Raw genomic sequence first — 16,047 nt, forward strand, 5'->3', positions numbered from 1 at the left:
GTTTCCCCATTCGGAAATCTATGGATCAAAGCCTCTTCGCGGCTCCCCATAGCTTATCGCAGCGTAGCACGTCCTTCATCGCCTCTCATTGCCAAGGCATCCACCGAATACCCTTAAGACACTTGATTGCTCTCATTATCAATATCCACACACTCGGCAGAGTTTGCTGCACGCTGCTTTGCGCAACCAACGAATTGGAAACGCAAAATCCGCACGCCGGCGGTCAAGCCGTGCGCACTTCATGCAGCTGGATATGATTTAGAAAGACCAGTTTGCTTCGTAAGATCGAACCGACAACGAGGCGGTCAAGCTTCGTTGAAAAGGAATAAAGATGCGGAAGCTTTGCAAGCAAAGCGTTCGCACTCAATTCCTGGAGATTATGATTGCGGCACCCGCAATTGCTTGCAGATCCGAACCTCGGAACGATCTCCTCTTTACGATGTCATAAATCCCGCAGTCGATCTCGTAAGACCGACAAGCGAAGTTATACCGCGGACTAAATCAGGCGCCGCCCATATGGCGCGCACTGTCTGAACACACTGAATGTCTTGAAGTTGTTTTCGTCTCGATCGCTCATCAGCACCCAACCAAAGTTTCTGGTGGAGGCAGACGGGATCGAACCGACGACCTCATGCTTGCAAAGCACGCGCTCTCCCAGCTGAGCTATGCCCCCGTTCCAGAAGACGAATGCTCAACGCTAAAGAACACGTTTTGCAGATGCGATGCTTGCGCATGTGATGTCGACGTCAGCAGCAGCCTTGAAAGCAAAGCGCGCAAATATGGTGGGCCTGGGAAGACTTGAACTTCCGACCTCACGCTTATCAAGCGCGCGCTCTAACCAACTGAGCTACAAGCCCTAACAACAAAGGACTGCGCTCGGCTCATCGACATGACCTTGCGATCAAACGCCAACAAGCAGCACGAGCACGCCCCAGCGTGTGTTCGTCCGCGAAGAAAGAGAAACGAAGACGGCGGTGTCCCGCCTATGCAGCTCAGACATTGATCCAATGTCTGGCCACTGATGTTTCAAAAGAGGATCGATAGAAGCTTCAGGTTTGCAAGCAAACCCAGACTTCTGAAGATCCATCCTTAGAAAGGAGGTGATCCAGCCGCAGGTTCCCCTACGGCTACCTTGTTACGACTTCACCCCAGTCGCTGACCCTACCGTGGTCAGCTGCCCCCTTGCGGTTAGCGCACTGCCTTCAGGTAGAACCAACTCCCATGGTGTGACGGGCGGTGTGTACAAGGCCCGGGAACGTATTCACCGTGGCATGCTGATCCACGATTACTAGCGATTCCAACTTCATGGGCTCGAGTTGCAGAGCCCAATCCGAACTGAGACGGCTTTTTGAGATTTGCGAGAGGTCGCCCTTTTGCATCCCATTGTCACCGCCATTGTAGCACGTGTGTAGCCCAGCCCGTAAGGGCCATGAGGACTTGACGTCATCCCCACCTTCCTCGCGGCTTATCACCGGCAGTCTCCTTAGAGTGCTCAACTAAATGGTAGCAACTAAGGACGGGGGTTGCGCTCGTTGCGGGACTTAACCCAACATCTCACGACACGAGCTGACGACAGCCATGCAGCACCTGTGCTCTATGCCCCGAAGGGAAGGTTCCATCTCTGGTACCGGTCATAGACATGTCAAGGGCTGGTAAGGTTCTGCGCGTTGCGTCGAATTAAACCACATGCTCCACCGCTTGTGCGGGCCCCCGTCAATTCCTTTGAGTTTTAATCTTGCGACCGTACTCCCCAGGCGGAATGCTTAAAGCGTTAGCTGCGCCACTAGTGAGTAAACCCACTAACGGCTGGCATTCATCGTTTACGGCGTGGACTACCAGGGTATCTAATCCTGTTTGCTCCCCACGCTTTCGTGCCTCAGCGTCAGTTATGGGCCAGTGAGCCGCCTTCGCCACTGGTGTTCTTGCGAATATCTACGAATTTCACCTCTACACTCGCAGTTCCACTCACCTCTCCCATACTCAAGACTTTCAGTATCAAAGGCAGTTCTGGAGTTGAGCTCCAGGATTTCACCTCTGACTTAAAAACCCGCCTACGCACCCTTTACGCCCAGTGATTCCGAGCAACGCTAGCCCCCTTCGTATTACCGCGGCTGCTGGCACGAAGTTAGCCGGGGCTTATTCTTACGGTACCGTCATTATCTTCCCGTACAAAAGAGCTTTACAACCCTAGGGCCTTCATCACTCACGCGGCATGGCTGGATCAGGCTTGCGCCCATTGTCCAATATTCCCCACTGCTGCCTCCCGTAGGAGTTTGGGCCGTGTCTCAGTCCCAATGTGGCTGATCATCCTCTCAGACCAGCTACTGATCGTCGCCTTGGTAGGCCTTTACCCCACCAACTAGCTAATCAGACGCGGGCCAATCTCTCGGCGATAAATCTTTCCCCGTAAGGGCTTATCCGGTATTAGCACAAGTTTCCCTGTGTTGTTCCGAACCAAGAGGTATGTTCCCACGCGTTACTCACCCGTCTGCCACTGACGTATTGCTACGCCCGTTCGACTTGCATGTGTTAAGCCTGCCGCCAGCGTTCGCTCTGAGCCAGGATCAAACTCTCAAGTTGGACTTGAAACTTTAAACCGGCTGATCACAACGTATTGACGAGGTCCCACCATACTAAATCGACCAAACCGAAGTTCAGCCAATCTGCTGTCCGCGCTTCACAGCGCTAACAACGATGGTGTTAACCTTTGTTCAAAACGTGTACCGCCGAAGTCTTTCGTCCGGCCCCGTCTCAAGAAGCCGAAGCTTCCATCGAACGAGACCCGCAAGGACTCCGCCGTCCACGTTTCTCTTTCTTCAATTTAACTTGTCAAACAGCCCGACGCAGATGCGTCAATCTCCCCAGGAGGGAGAAAATCTTGTCACTCAATCACCCGACAACAGATCAGCAGCCGACACCTATCGGCTACTGAAACACTCTTCGCGGTGATGAGCTTCCGAGACACGAACAACCGCCCGGGCTGGTAGGCCCCGGCGCCGCTGCGCTCAGTGGCCGGGTTATAGGCCCCCTCACCCGAAACTGTCAACGCCATTCGTCAGAAAATCGTCACGTGCTGTGGAGGAGGCCTCAGGGCCCAAAAAGCGTAGGTTTTACAGGGGTGACGCCGTACAAGAGCCACATTCCTCCGACGTTCTGAGCATGCCTTGTGCAAAGATTCTGCGTCGCCCCTGAAACTTTTTAGGGGTGGTCGAACCGGATCTGGGCCCAACGGTCTCTCGAAAGAACGAGCTGCGTCATCGCAGTGCGCTTTTGGGCCAAAGAGAACACAGCGAAAGAGTTTGCAGCATTGACGTTCGTCCATTCGGCCAGCATTTTGGCGCGCACTGTTCGACCGTCGATGCGATGTGCTTGGGGAAGACTCTTCGCATGATGCTGGGAATTCGGGGGATGTCGGCTTGAATCACGGACTGTCACGCGGTGGCGCCTATAATCGTGAGACCGGGATGATTGATCTCGGCCACGAGCCGCCGCTATCCGTTGATGGCTCCGAAGCCGCAGTCATCGATCGTCGCCGCGTCTCGGTACAATGGTTCAGTGGTACTATCCTCACAGGTCTCTGCGGCGCGGCTCTGATCGGCGGCGCCGTTTTTGCGTCGCTTGACGGCGAGATGACCTTTGCCAAGGTACCGGAGCGTGTCGAAGGCGCGCTACGCGGCGCCTTCAGTGCCACCGACAAACAAGCCAGCCTGCATAAGTCTGACCGCCTGCCGCCGCCGAGCGACTCTTCCGCCGCGCGCCAGGTACTCAAAGTCTCCACCGTCACCCGCGTCGGCAATCGCGACGTCATGCGCGTGCGGCCCTTCATCCGGATTTCCGGCAATCTGGCGATGGCGACCAGCGATCTTAGCGCCAAGATCCCGCCCTTCAATGCACAGCGCCTGCTGACCGATGTCGGCAGCCCCGCCCCGAACAGCGACGACGCCGCGGTCAATCCGAATGCCGTCGAGCCGGATGCCGAAGTCTCCTTCGTCACCCGCGATCTTGGTCAGGTGTTGCCGAAAGCCAAAATCGGCGCGAGCGTTGCCATCGATGAAGTGCTGATGCGCGTGCGCGACGCCTCCAACTGGCGCGGCAATACTGGCGTTCGCTACACGACGGTCGCCAGCGCCACCGGCGATATCGGCGGACAGCCCGACATGAAGATGGCCTATGCCGCCGAAGGCACCACAGCCGATCCTTATGCGGGCTTCGAAACCCGTATCGTGCCGGAAAACGTCACGCTGCTGGCCAAGACCAAGGATCAGGCGACCGGCGGCAACCCCAATGGCGAGCGTATCCATATCGTCAAGAAGGGCGACACCATCCTGACGATCCTGCGCGACCAGGGCGCGATGCCCGAGGAAGCCAAGGCCATTGCCACTACGCTGGGTGCCCGCGGCCGCGACGGCGGACTGAAGGAAGGCCAGAAAGTTCGAATCCTGATGTCGCCGGCCGGACCTGGCCAGCGCTTGCAGCCGTATCGCGTGATCGTCGCCAACGACTCCACCATCGAAGCTGTCGCCGCCCTCTCCGATCTCGGCAAATACGTCGCCGTCGACGTCTCCAGCATGAACACCGTCGCCGAAGCGCCAAGCGCATCGGATGATGACGAGGAGGATGACGGCACCGGCGTGCGGCTCTATCAGAGCATTTACGAGACGGCGCTGCGCAACAAGGTCCCGGCTACCGTCATCGAGGATATGATCCGGATCTACTCCTACGACGTGGATTTCCAGCGCAAAGTACAGCCCGGCGACTCGTTCGACGTGTTCTTTGCCGGCGAAGACGAAGGCGCCACCATCACCGAAAAGACCGAAGTGTTGTTTGCTTCGCTTACGGTGGGCGGCGAAACCAAGAAATACTATCGCTTCCTGACCACCGACGACTCGGTCGTCGACTACTATGACGAGACCGGCAAGAGCGCGAAGAAGTTTCTGGTCCGCAAACCCGTCAATAACGCCATCATGCGTTCGGGCTTCGGCGGACGCCGCCACCCGATCCTCGGCTACACCAAGATGCATACCGGCGTGGACTGGTCGACGCCCTACGGCACCCCGATTTTCGCATCCGGCAACGGCGTGATCGAAAAAGCAGCCTGGGAAGGCGGCTACGGCAAATATATCCGCATCAAGCACAATAACGGCTACGAGACCGCCTACGGCCATATGTCGGCCTTCGCCAAGGGCATGGAGCCCGGCAAGCGCGTGCGGCAGGGTCAGGTCATCGGTTTCGTCGGCTCCACCGGCATGTCCACAGGCGCCCACGTTCACTACGAAATTCTGGTCAACGGCCGCTTCGTCGATCCGATGCGCGTGAAACTGCCGCGCGGCCGCTCGCTCGAAGGGCCGATCATGGCCGGCTTCGAGAAGGAACGTGACCGGATCGACGCCCAGATGACCATGCGTGGCCCCGGCGCCCGCGTGTCCGACGCAGGCGTGACCGGCGCGGTGTCACCAGCACGGCCGACGACCAGCCGCTAAATTCTTATTTTTCGCCTGATACCATGCGTCAGACCGACGCCGCGCGGGCATGCCTGATGCAGGCCGAGGCCAACTGCAGGGTCGGATCGAGGAGCGCCACGATATGGCCGGCCGCGTCGAACGTCTCCGTTTGCGGAAACAGTAGGGGCAGTTCGGTACAGCCAAGCACGATCACTCCTGCCCCTCGTTGCGCGAGATGATCGGTCGCCAGGCGCAGATCAGCCTGGCCTTTTCCTTCCGTAAAGCCAGCTTTGACGCCCTCGACACCGTAGATCGCCTCCATAACCAGCGCCTGATGTTCGTCATCGGGCACCATCAGTCGAACGCCGGCACGCGCCGCCGCAGCCGCGTAGACGCCGCTTTCGACCGTACCCGACGTGGCCAACAGGCCGACCGCCCAGCATAGCGGTCGGCGATCTGAGCCATCGCCTCATCCAGCATGTTGAGAACCGGCACCCGCAAATGCATCTGCATGCGATCCACGAAGGCATGCGCCGTATTACAGGGAATCGCGATCAGATCGGCTTCCAAGCCGCCGGATCAGGCTAAAAACATACAGTCTCCGTCCCATCGGATCGTAGGCAATGTCAGTCCGCAGACTCATCGTCCGGAAAACTCTGCTGCTCGAACACAATGGCATAGCGCTTGCGGTCGGCGGCCGTGGCCCGGATCAGTTGTTGCAGGAGGTCGGCCCCGGCCAGCGCGCCGAGACCGCCGACCACACCAAAGCAAAACGATTGTCGATCACACGGAGCGCTCACGGACTGCGACCAAGGCAGCCTAGGGGAAGGCCTATGCGCATGCAAAAACGCGCATTCCTTGCAACTTCGAGGCGTTCCAGGCCCTTTCGCGCATTCCGGCAAGACCAAATTAGGAAATTTGCTTCAACTTGCACGCGTAAATTAAATCACGCGTCCGCCAATTTCCAATCATGGCACATTTCAATCTAAGGACAGAGTCTTGCAGACACTCCCCCGGATTCAAGGCCGTTATTGCCTCGCCATTTTCGTGCTGGCCGCCGCGACATTGTCCTACCAAATTCTGATCACACGCTTTTTTAGCGTGATGCTCTACTATCATTTCGCCTTCGCAGCGATCTCGCTGGCCATGCTCGGCCTCACGCGTGGCGCGATGGAAGTGTACGGCCAGCCTGCACGATACGCACCAGAGCACGTAGCGAACGAATTCGCCCGCCATGCTTCGTGGTTTGCGCTGTCGGGCGTCGGCGCCATGGCGCTCCTGCTCTGCGCGCCGCTGTTTGTCCCCGCACCCTATGTTCAAATGGCATTGGCCGCTTCAACGCTGGCTTTCGTGCTGCCGTTCACCGAAAGCGGCATCTGCATCACGCTATTACTCACGCGCCTGCCCTATGGCGGCGGCTGGCTCTACGCCTCGGATTTGTCCGGCGCAGCCTTTGGCTGCCTCGGCGTCATCTTCCTGCTGCTCGTCGTCGATCCTGTCAGCGCAACACTGTGGATCGGAGCCTGCGCCGCAGGCGCCGGCTGGATGGTGTCGCGCAACGAACAGGGCTCAAGCAATCTGCGCCTGAGCCGCGCGGTCGCCCTCGCGCTGGTCGCAGCTGCCGCGGTCCATACCGGACTCGCCGCCTCCGGCAAGAGCCATCTCGGCGTGTTCTGGGCCAAGGGCATGGAACAGACCGATACGCTGTTCGAACGCTGGAATACCTATTCGCGCGTGCGCGTCACGGGGATGGATGAGACACCGCCGATCGGCTGGGGCTTCGTACGCCAGCCGCAAACCAAGATCGACCAGAAGCGTCTCGATATCGACGCCGATGCCGCCACGGTTATTACCAAATTCGACGGTGATCTCAGCAAGCTGTCCTATTTGAAGGACGACGTCATCAATGCCGCCTATCTCGTTCAGCCGCCCGGACATGTTGCGGTTGTCGGAGTCGGCGGCGGACGCGATATTCTCTCGGGCCTGTATTTCGGCGCCAGAAAAATCAGCGGCATCGAGATCAATCCTGCGATCTTCGAAGTCCTCACCGACAAGTTCGCCGATTTCGCCGGCAATCTGCATAGGCGGCCGGACGTCACGCTGGTGAATGCGGAAGCCCGCAGCTACATCAATCACTCGCCCGACAAATACGACCTCGTGCAGATATCGCTGATCGACACATGGGCCGCGACGGCAGCCGGCGGTCTGACGCTGACCGAGAATCGTCTTTACACCGTGGAGGCATGGGACGACTTCTATCGCGCACTGAACCCTGGCGGCTTGCTGTCGGTGTCGCGCTGGTACAACCCGGATAGCCATCGCGGCGAGTTCTATCGCCTGATTGCCATCGCAACCAAAGCACTGCAACAACGCGGCGTGCCCGCGGCAGAGCTTACGCAGCACGTGATCACTCTGAACGTCGGTGAGATCGTCACGGTCATCACACGGCCCGACGCGTTCAGCACGGCCGAATGGAACGCCGCACGCGAAAGAATACATGCGCAAGGCTTCAAGGTCCTGCTCGGACCAGGCATTGGCTTCGACAGCGTGACCTCGACGCTGATGTCCGGTAAGGCTGACCACGCCTATTTCACATCTCTGCCGGAGAACATCACGCCCTCCACCGACGACAAGCCGTTCTTCTTCTATACGTCGCGCCTGGGCGAGCTGATTACCAATCCGTCGGTGGGCGTCACCAACAATAATACAGCGATCTCCATTACGCTGATCCTCGTTCTGACCGCGCTCGCCGCCTGCGTCTATTACATCGCCGTGCCGTTCGTAGCGCTCGCACGGCAGATGCCGCTATCGATCCTGACACCGCCTGTTGCCTATTTTAGCGCGATCGGCATGGGCTTCATGCTGATCGAAATCTCGCAGATGCAGCGGCTGATGGTGTTTCTCGGACATCCCGTCTATGGCCTCGGCGTCGTGCTGTTTGCGATCCTGCTGTTCGGCGGCATCGGCAGCGCCACAGTCAGCGCCAAGACGCCACGTGCAGCTACCGCTGCGTTCAGGGGCGCCGCATTGCTCATCACGCTCGCCGTCGCTGGCTGGCTGACGCCGCTCGTCACCACCTGGACGCGGTCAGCTACCACCGAGATGCGGATCGGCATCTCCATTCTGCTGCTGGCGCCGCCTGCCTTCTGCATGGGCATGATGTTCCCGCTCGGCCTCGGTCTCTGGCGCCGCCATGAAAACCTGTTGCCGTTCTTCTGGAGCGCCAACGGCATCACTTCCATGCTGGCTTCCGCGCTCGGCATGGCGCTGTCCATCGAACTCGGCATCGCTGCAACCTACACGATCGGTGTCGGCTTCTACGCGATCTGTACGGTGATGATGCTGGTCGAGTGGCGCGCGAGCCGCGCGGATCAGCCGATCGTGGAGGCGACGGATGCGCCAGGACTCGTGCCGCAGGATGGGCTTGCAGCAGCCATCGCCGGCGCCGATGCACGCCCGTCAAGGCAACATCAATCCGCGGCGAGTGCAGCCGATTCGATGAGGTGAACACCAGGTTGGCCGGTCACGGCCACCTCGATCAATGCATCGGCGATCTTGTCGGCAAAGACGGAAAGCCCATCGCCTTCAGCGCTTCCTCGACTTCTCCCTTGGTCCGCGGATAAAGCAGCTTTGAATGCGCATTGGCACCCACCGATGAATTGAGCGCGAAACAGCCTGCACCATGCTTCCGCGCCAGTCGCGCGACTGGGAGCGGATAGTCATGGTCCACGACACGAAACGCCTGATCCGAGCCGGCCTTGGCTCGCGTCGTGCCGAGTGCACAGATCACACCATCGACGTCCCACCAGTCGGCCTCGGCTGGTAACCGGTCGAAATCAACCAACGGGTTGTCGAGCTTCGCATGCGCCTCGAGCGGCCGCCGCGTCGGCGCAACGATGCGCGCGATCCGACTGTCGGCGAGCGCTTTGGCGATGACATGGTGGCCGACAAGGCCGGTGGCGCCGACCACGAGGATGCGGGTCATGATCTTCCGACGTGGAAACGGCCTGAACCGCGAGATTCAGGCCGTTTCGTTGCGTTTAAACCCGTGCCGTCAGTTCAGCTGCCGCTTCGGCACCGGCGCCTCGAACTCGGCGATCTCCGCGGTCCGGGCCGGCTTGCCGTTGAAGGTCAGGACGTTGCCGGCGGCGCTTATGTCGACATGGTCACCGTCCTTGACGTAGCCAGCGAGGATCATCTCGGCCAGCGGATCCTGCACGTTGCGCTGGATCACGCGTTTCAGGGGACGGGCGCCGTAAGCGGGATCCCAGCCCTTGTCGGCGAGCCAGTCGCGGGCTTCGTCGTGCAGCACCAGCGTGATCTTGCGATCTTCCAGCAGCTTTGTGAGCCGCGCGAACTGGATCTCGACGATCCGGCCCATTTCGCTCTTCTGCAAGCGGTGGAACAGGATGATCTCGTCGACACGATTCAGGAATTCCGGCCGGAAATGGGCGCGGACGTTGCCCATCACCAGGTCGCGCACCGCTGACGTATCCTCCCCCTCGGGCTGGTTGACCAGGAATTCCGAACCGAGATTCGACGTCATGATGATCAGCGTGTTGCGGAAATCGACGGTGCGGCCCTGGCCATCGGTCAGGCGGCCGTCGTCGAGCACCTGCAGCAGCACGTTGAACACATCCGGATGCGCCTTCTCGACCTCGTCGAACAGCACGACCTGATAGGGCCGCCGCCGCACAGCTTCGGTGAGCGCGCCGCCCTCGTCATAGCCGACATAGCCCGGAGGCGCGCCGATCAGGCGTGAGACCGAGTGCTTCTCCATGTATTCGGACATGTCGAGACGAACCATCGCGGTGTCATCGTCAAACAGATAGGACGCCAACGCCTTGGTCAGCTCGGTCTTGCCGACGCCGGTGGGGCCGAGGAACATGAACGAGCCGATCGGCCGGTTCGGATCCTGCAAGCCCGCGCGTGAACGACGGACGGCAGTTGCCACCGCACGCACGGCTTCGGCCTGGCCGACGACGCGCTCGCCGAGGCTGAGCTCCATCCGCAACAGCTTGTCCTTCTCGCCTTCGAGCATCTTGTCGACCGGCACGCCGGTCCAGCGCGAGACCACCTGCGCGATGTGATTGGCGGTGACCGCCTCTTCCATCATCTCGGAATTCTCGTTGGCTTCGATATCGGCCAGACGCTTTTCAAGGTCGGGAATCCGGCCATAGGCCAGCTCACCGGCGCGTTGATACTCGCCGCGGCGCTGCGCATCGGCCAATTCGAGGCGCAAGCCATCGAGCTCGCTCTTGAGCTTCTGCGCATTCGACAGCTTGTTCTTCTCGGCCGACCAGCGCTGGGTGAGCGCGGCCGATTTCTCTTCTAGCTCGGCGAGTTCCTTCTTGAGCGTTTCGAGCCTGCTCTTCGAGCCGGCATCAGTTTCCTTGCCAAGCGCCTCCTGCTCGATCTTGAGCCGGATGATCTCGCGGTCCATCGAATCGAGTTCTTCGGGCTTGGAGTCGACCTGCATCTTCAACCGTGCCGAAGCCTCGTCCATCAGGTCGATGGCTTTATCCGGCAAAAAGCGATCAGTGATGTAGCGGTTCGACAGCGTCACGGCAGCGACCAGCGCCGAGTCCGTGATGCGGACGCCGTGATGCTGTTCGTATTTGTCCTTGAGGCCGCGCAGGATCGAGACGGTGTCTTCCACAGTCGGCTCAGCCACGAAGATCGGCTGGAAACGCCGCGCCAGCGCCGCGTCCTTCTCCACATGCTTGCGATATTCGTCGAGCGTGGTGGCGCCGATGCAATGCAATTCGCCGCGGGCGAGCGCAGGCTTCAACAGGTTCGACGCGTCCATCGCGCCATCGCCCTTGCCGGCGCCGATCAGCTGATGCATTTCGTCGATGAACAGGATGATGCCGCCTTCTGCCGAGGTGACCTCGCCCAGCACGGCCTTCAGCCGCTCCTCGAACTCGCCGCGATATTTCGCGCCGGCGATCAGCGCCCCCAGATCGAGCGACAGCAGGCTCTTGTCCTTCAGGCTCTCCGGCACGTCGCCATTGAGAATGCGCAGCGCGAGACCTTCGACGATGGCGGTCTTGCCGACGCCGGGTTCGCCGATCAGCACGGGATTGTTCTTGGTTCGCCGCGACAATACCTGAATCGTGCGGCGGATTTCCTCGTCGCGGCCGATCACCGGGTCGAGTTTGCCATCGCGCGCGGCCTGGGTCAGGTCACGGGCATATTTCTTCAACGCGTCATAGGCGTTTTCGGCCGTGGCGGAATCCGCCGTGCGGCCCTTGCGCAGCGCATTGATCGCCGCGTTGAGATTTTGCGGCGTGACGCCGCCCTTGTTCAGCAGGCTGCCGGCTTCGGAGTCCTTGTCGACCGCCAGCGCAAGCAGCAGCCGCTCCACGGTGACGAAACTGTCGCCAGCCTTTTCGGCGGCCTTTTCGGCGGCATCGAAGGCGCGCGCAGTCGCCGGCGCCAGATAGACCTGTCCGGCCCTTGCGCCCGAGACCTTGGGCATCTTGCCCAGCTCGGTTTCCGTCGCCTTCAGGATGGCGCGGGAGTTGCCGCCGGCACGATCGATCAGGCCGCCGGCCAGCCCTTCGCTGTCGTCCAGCAGAACTTTCAGAATGTGCAGCGGCGAGAATTGCTGGTGGCCCTCGCGCACGGCCAGCGACTGCGCCGACTGGATGAAGCCGCGCACCCGTTCGGTGTATTTCTCAATATTCATTGTGTGTTGTCCCTCGGCCTGCCCTGTCCGCCTCGAAAGCACGGATGGGGCATCTTCATTGGGTATCCGCAGGCCGCATTGATGGTGGTCAACCGGCTGCGGTCGTCGCTGGCGTCAAAACCAGCTTGATGCAAATGTGGGCAGCCAGTTCCCGAAACGGAAGGGGTCCGCATAAAATTCCAATCGGCCAGGCGATAGCGCCGCGGGCCCAAATCTCTTAAGACCGGAACCATGCCAGAACAGTCTTACGCCAGCGTTGCCAGCATCTACCGCTATCCCGTGAAGGGCCTGACGCCCGAGCCTCTGGAAGAAGTCACGCTGAAGCCCGGCCAGACCCTGCCGGCCGACCGGCGCTATGCCATCGAGAACGGCCCGATCGGGTTCGACCCGGCAGCACCGCAATATTTTCCCAAGACCCAGTTTCTGATGCTGATGCGCAACGAGCGCCTGGCCGCGCTCCGCAGCCACTACGACGACGCCAGCCATACACTGACGATCCGGCAGGATAATGTGGAGGCAGCGCGAGCCGATCTGCAGACGGCCGAAGGACGTGCGGAAATCGAAGCGTTCTTTGCTGCAAATTTTGCCGATGAACTGCGCGGACCACCCAGGGTGCTGTTCGCGGACGGCCATAGCTTTTCGGACGTGCCGCGCAAGGTGGTGTCGATCATCAACCTCGCCAGCGTCAAAGATCTCGAAAAGGCCGTCGGCCAGCCGGTGCATCCGCTGCGCTTTCGCGGCAACCTGCATGTAGCGGGCTGGCCGGCCTGGCATGAATTCGACCTGATCGACCGGACGCTCGCCATCGGCAGCACCCGGCTCAAGGTGGTGAAGCGCATCGTCCGATGTGCAGCGACCAATGTCGATCCGGATACGGCCGCGCGGGATCTGACGATTCCGAAAACGCTGCTGCAGACCTACGGTCACGCCGATTGCGGAATTTACGCAGAGGTCATCACCGGCGGCATGATCACCGCCGGCGACAAGATCGTCGTCGCAGAATAGACGAACTCAGCTCGTCGGCATCACGTAGGCGTAAACGCGACCACGCGAATACACCGACTCGGCGACGCGGTTGCCGTGATTGCCGGAGACGATGATCGGGTTGCCCTTGGCATCGACGCCCGAGACGACACCGACATGACCGCCGCGACGACCGCGCGACATCACGGCGATGGCGCCGACCTGCGGACCGGAGATGCGCTGGCCATAGCTCGAGAACGAGCGCGCCATATCAGACCCGGTGCCTTGATGGCCGGTGCGCTTCAATACGAGGTTCATAAACGCTGCGCACCACAAACGGCCGCGGGCCGTCGGATTGCCGCGGCCGATGAAGCTGCGCGCTGCATCGACGATGCCTGAACCGCCGAAGCCGCCGGAAGGCTGGTTCATGCTTGCATTGGCGTTATTGAAATTTGTGGAGTCGCCGAACGAAGGCGCCTGCTGTTCGACTCGGGCACTGCGCCGTGCATACCGCGCGCGATGCCGGACGTGATGACGCGTGCTGTGTGTGTACTTGCCGACGTGGTGCGAATGACGCGAAGCGCCGTGATGAGGACGTGCCGACGCGGGAGAGACTGACGCGAGAACTGCCGCCGAACACACCGCAAGAGCCGAGATGCGAAGTGCACGGCGATACGCAAAGAACTGAACCATACCGAATTTTTCCTCTTAACACCCCCGGACCCCATCGGCCCAAATACGCGGGCCAACAATCGGGACGGGCGTGGTAACGAAGTTGGTATGGCGATAACAAGACCTAGAACGGTTCAAGTGACGATTTTTTAACGGCGACATCGGAGTGAATCGCTTCAACTTCAACGGACGCCATACGTATAGACATAGCAGCCACCCATTCGACAGAATGCGCGCTTATATTACCTATTCGAATTAGCTTTTACGCACATCTTTGGCGTGCATCACAGGCCGACACACGGCGTGAAAAGCCGCATGGAATGCGGGATTTCTGTTTCCATCAGGCAGAAATCTATACGCGATCAGGGTTGCGCCGATTTACTCGCGCGGCTCAGCAGGAAAACGCCCTGCTCCCCGAACATGTTCCAGAACCACCACGGCGCATTGAGGCGCAGCGGACGGCCATAGAGATCGAGCGCAACGGCGCGCTCCATCTTCACGTTGATCTCGTCGCACAGCTGCACGAAGTCCTTGATGGTGCAGAAGTGAATGTTCGGCGTGTCGTACCACGTCGCCGGCAGATTCTCCGTACGTGGCATGCGGCCGCCGACAAGCAACTGCACGCGCATTTTCCAGAAGCCGAAATTCGGAAACGACACGATCGCGCTGCGGCCGATGCGCAGCAGATTTTCCAGCACGACGCGCGGCTGTCGCGTCGCCTGCAGCGTCTGCGACAGGATCACGTAGTCGAACGCATCGTCGGGATAGTTGATCAAGTCCGTATCGGCGTCGCCCTGCACCACGGCGAGGCCTTTACCGACACAGCGGTTGACGCCTTCGCGCGACAATTCGATTCCGCGGCCGTCGATGCCGCGGCTCTCCAGCAGTTGCAGCAGATCGCCGTCGCCGCATCCCACGTCGAGCACCTTCGAGCCCGGCTTGATCATCTCCGCAACCAGGAGGTGATCGCCTCGATAATCCTGCGTGCCGCGCGGCGCCGGCGTCGCCACCGCAGCATTCAGCGGCAAGGTCTGTTGTGGAAACGCCATCTCTATGTCCCCGTAACAGGCAGGCCGCGCACGGAGGCTGCGGAGTTCAGAAATGCACCGGCGATATCGAGGAACTCGGGCACATCGAGCAGGAAGGCATCATGACCCTTGTCGGTTTCGATCTCCGCAAAGGACACGCGGACGCCGCCGGCATTCAGCGCGTGCACGACGTCGCGCGATTCCGCCGTCGGAAACAGCCAGTCTGATGTGAACGACATCAGACAAAAGCGCGTCTGCGTATCGCGAAACGCTTCCGCAAGCTTGCCGTTGTGGTCGGCTGCGATATCGAAATAGTCCATCGCACGCGTCAGATAGAGATAGGAGTTGGCATCGAAGCGCTCGACGAAGGACGAGCCCTGATAGCGCAGATAGCTCTCGACCTGAAAATCCGCATCGAAGGAGAATGTCGGCAACTCCCTGTCCTGCATGCGGCGGCCGAACTTGCGGTGCAAGGCGGCATCCGACAGATAGGTGATATGCGCGGCCATCCGCGCGACGCCGAGGCCGCGATGCGGATGCGTGCCTTCCTCGAAGTAGCGCCCGCCGCGCCAATCGGGATCGGCCATCACGGCCTGACGCCCCAATTCGTGGAAGGCGATATTCTGCGCCGAGTGCCGCGTGCTGCAGGCGACCGCCAGCGCGGAGAACACGCGCTCCGGATAGGCCGCGGTCCATTGCAGCGTCTGCATGCCGCCCATGGAACCGCCGACGACGCAGAACAACTGACCGATACCGAGACTGTCGATCAGCATCGCCTGCGCACGCACCATGTCGGGAATGGTGATCACCGGAAAATCCAGTCCCCAGATCTTGCCGGTGGCGGGATTGGTCGAGGCCGGACCGGTCGAGCCCATGCAGCCGCCGAGCACATTCGAACAGATGATGAAGTAGCGTTCGGTATCGAGTGCCTTGCCGGGGCCGACCAGTGTCTGCCACCAGCCGGGCTTGCCGGTGATCGGATTGATATTGGCGACGTGCTGGTCGCCGGTCAAAGCGTGGCAGACCAGGATCGCATTGGATTTGTCAGCGTTGAGCGTTCCGTAGGTCTGATAGGCGATCTGGAACGGCGCGAGGTCGACGCCGCAATCAAGCCGCAGCGGCTGATCCATGCCAAAACCCGCGACCAGCGAGGTCGGGTGATCGGCTTCATGTCCACGCTCATCGGGGCGGACAACCGGACTCTTCACCAGTTCGACATTTACCATCTTGATACCGGCCTCCTCAGGAGGTT

11 protein-coding genes, 2 tRNA genes and 2 rRNA genes (1 of these 15 running past the window's edge) are annotated in these 16,047 nt (G+C 60.3%); 3 read left to right on the top strand and 12 right to left on the bottom strand.

Annotated features, from left to right (window positions below):
• The 4 genes from AB8B20_RS16910 to AB8B20_RS16925 form a co-directional block, all read right to left on the bottom strand.
• Positions 1-128, bottom strand: a 23S ribosomal RNA gene (locus AB8B20_RS16910); it reaches 2,692 nt to the left of the window's first position.
• Positions 129-597: 469 nt separating this feature from the next.
• A tRNA-Ala gene (locus tag AB8B20_RS16915) sits at positions 598-673 on the bottom strand.
• A 107-nt stretch (positions 674-780) separates the two neighbouring features.
• Positions 781-857 (bottom strand) — tRNA-Ile (locus AB8B20_RS16920).
• A 236-nt stretch (positions 858-1,093) separates the two neighbouring features.
• Positions 1,094-2,580: ribosomal RNA gene (locus AB8B20_RS16925) — 16S ribosomal RNA — on the bottom strand.
• Together the 16S and 23S rRNA genes with 2 tRNA genes alongside form the textbook arrangement of a ribosomal RNA operon.
• 836 nt (positions 2,581-3,416) lie before the next feature.
• On the opposite strand from AB8B20_RS16925, the gene AB8B20_RS16930 reads away from it, so the two are divergent.
• Positions 3,417-5,480: a peptidoglycan DD-metalloendopeptidase family protein gene (locus AB8B20_RS16930; RefSeq protein ID WP_439074563.1), complete on the top strand. Its 2,064-nt coding sequence runs from the start codon at positions 3,417-3,419 to the stop codon at positions 5,478-5,480.
• Positions 5,481-5,508: 28 nt separating this feature from the next.
• Here AB8B20_RS16930 and AB8B20_RS16935 read toward each other — a convergent pair whose 3' ends face one another.
• The 3 genes from AB8B20_RS16935 to AB8B20_RS16945 are packed head-to-tail and all read right to left on the bottom strand — an operon-like array spanning position 5,509 to position 6,202.
• Positions 5,509-5,865 carry an aspartate/glutamate racemase family protein gene (locus tag AB8B20_RS16935; protein WP_439074562.1) on the bottom strand — a complete coding sequence of 119 codons (357 nt, stop codon included), beginning with the start codon at positions 5,863-5,865 and terminating at the stop codon, positions 5,509-5,511.
• The gene (locus AB8B20_RS16940; RefSeq protein WP_439074561.1) at positions 5,796-6,011 is read right to left on the bottom strand and encodes an aspartate/glutamate racemase family protein; all 216 of its coding nucleotides are present in this window, start codon (positions 6,009-6,011) and stop codon (positions 5,796-5,798) included. Before AB8B20_RS16940 ends, AB8B20_RS16935 begins: the two co-directional genes overlap by 70 nt.
• A gap of 56 nt (positions 6,012-6,067) precedes the next feature.
• Complete coding sequence (locus AB8B20_RS16945; RefSeq protein WP_439074560.1) at positions 6,068-6,202, bottom strand: hypothetical protein; 135 nt, start codon at positions 6,200-6,202, stop codon at positions 6,068-6,070.
• A 238-nt stretch (positions 6,203-6,440) separates the two neighbouring features.
• On the opposite strand from AB8B20_RS16945, the gene AB8B20_RS16950 reads away from it, so the two are divergent.
• Positions 6,441-8,948, top strand: coding sequence for a hypothetical protein (locus AB8B20_RS16950; RefSeq protein WP_439074559.1), 2,508 nt, complete (start codon positions 6,441-6,443; stop codon positions 8,946-8,948).
• Between the two features lie 31 nt (positions 8,949-8,979).
• On the opposite strand, the gene AB8B20_RS16955 is transcribed toward AB8B20_RS16950, so the two are convergent.
• Together AB8B20_RS16955 and clpB are read right to left on the bottom strand one after the other, a co-directional pair.
• The gene (locus AB8B20_RS16955) at positions 8,980-9,426 is read right to left on the bottom strand and encodes an NAD-dependent epimerase/dehydratase family protein (protein WP_439074558.1); all 447 of its coding nucleotides are present in this window, start codon (positions 9,424-9,426) and stop codon (positions 8,980-8,982) included.
• 69 nt (positions 9,427-9,495) lie between these two features.
• A complete protein-coding gene (gene clpB, locus AB8B20_RS16960) occupies positions 9,496-12,132 on the bottom strand; it encodes an ATP-dependent chaperone ClpB (protein ID WP_439074557.1) in 2,637 nt (878 codons plus the stop codon).
• A gap of 231 nt (positions 12,133-12,363) precedes the next feature.
• Here clpB and AB8B20_RS16965 point away from each other — a divergent pair, with 231 nt between their 5' ends.
• Positions 12,364-13,137: an MOSC domain-containing protein gene (locus AB8B20_RS16965; protein WP_439074556.1), complete on the top strand. Its 774-nt coding sequence runs from the start codon at positions 12,364-12,366 to the stop codon at positions 13,135-13,137.
• A gap of 6 nt (positions 13,138-13,143) precedes the next feature.
• On the opposite strand, the gene AB8B20_RS16970 is transcribed toward AB8B20_RS16965, so the two are convergent.
• From AB8B20_RS16970 to metX, 3 genes are all read right to left on the bottom strand, one after another.
• Positions 13,144-13,788 carry a TIGR02594 family protein gene (locus tag AB8B20_RS16970; protein ID WP_068729161.1) on the bottom strand — a complete coding sequence of 215 codons (645 nt, stop codon included), beginning with the start codon at positions 13,786-13,788 and terminating at the stop codon, positions 13,144-13,146.
• 341 nt (positions 13,789-14,129) lie between these two features.
• Positions 14,130-14,816 carry a methionine biosynthesis protein MetW gene (gene metW / locus AB8B20_RS16975; protein WP_439074555.1) on the bottom strand — a complete coding sequence of 229 codons (687 nt, stop codon included), beginning with the start codon at positions 14,814-14,816 and terminating at the stop codon, positions 14,130-14,132.
• A gap of 2 nt (positions 14,817-14,818) precedes the next feature.
• Positions 14,819-16,021, bottom strand: coding sequence for a homoserine O-acetyltransferase MetX (gene metX, locus AB8B20_RS16980; protein ID WP_089267605.1), 1,203 nt, complete (start codon positions 16,019-16,021; stop codon positions 14,819-14,821).
• Between the last annotated feature and the right edge of the window lie 26 nt (positions 16,022-16,047).

The sequence above is a fragment of the Tardiphaga sp. 866_E4_N1_4 genome (assembly GCF_052076075.1).
Classification (GTDB): Bacteria; Pseudomonadota; Alphaproteobacteria; order Rhizobiales; family Xanthobacteraceae; genus Tardiphaga; species Tardiphaga robiniae.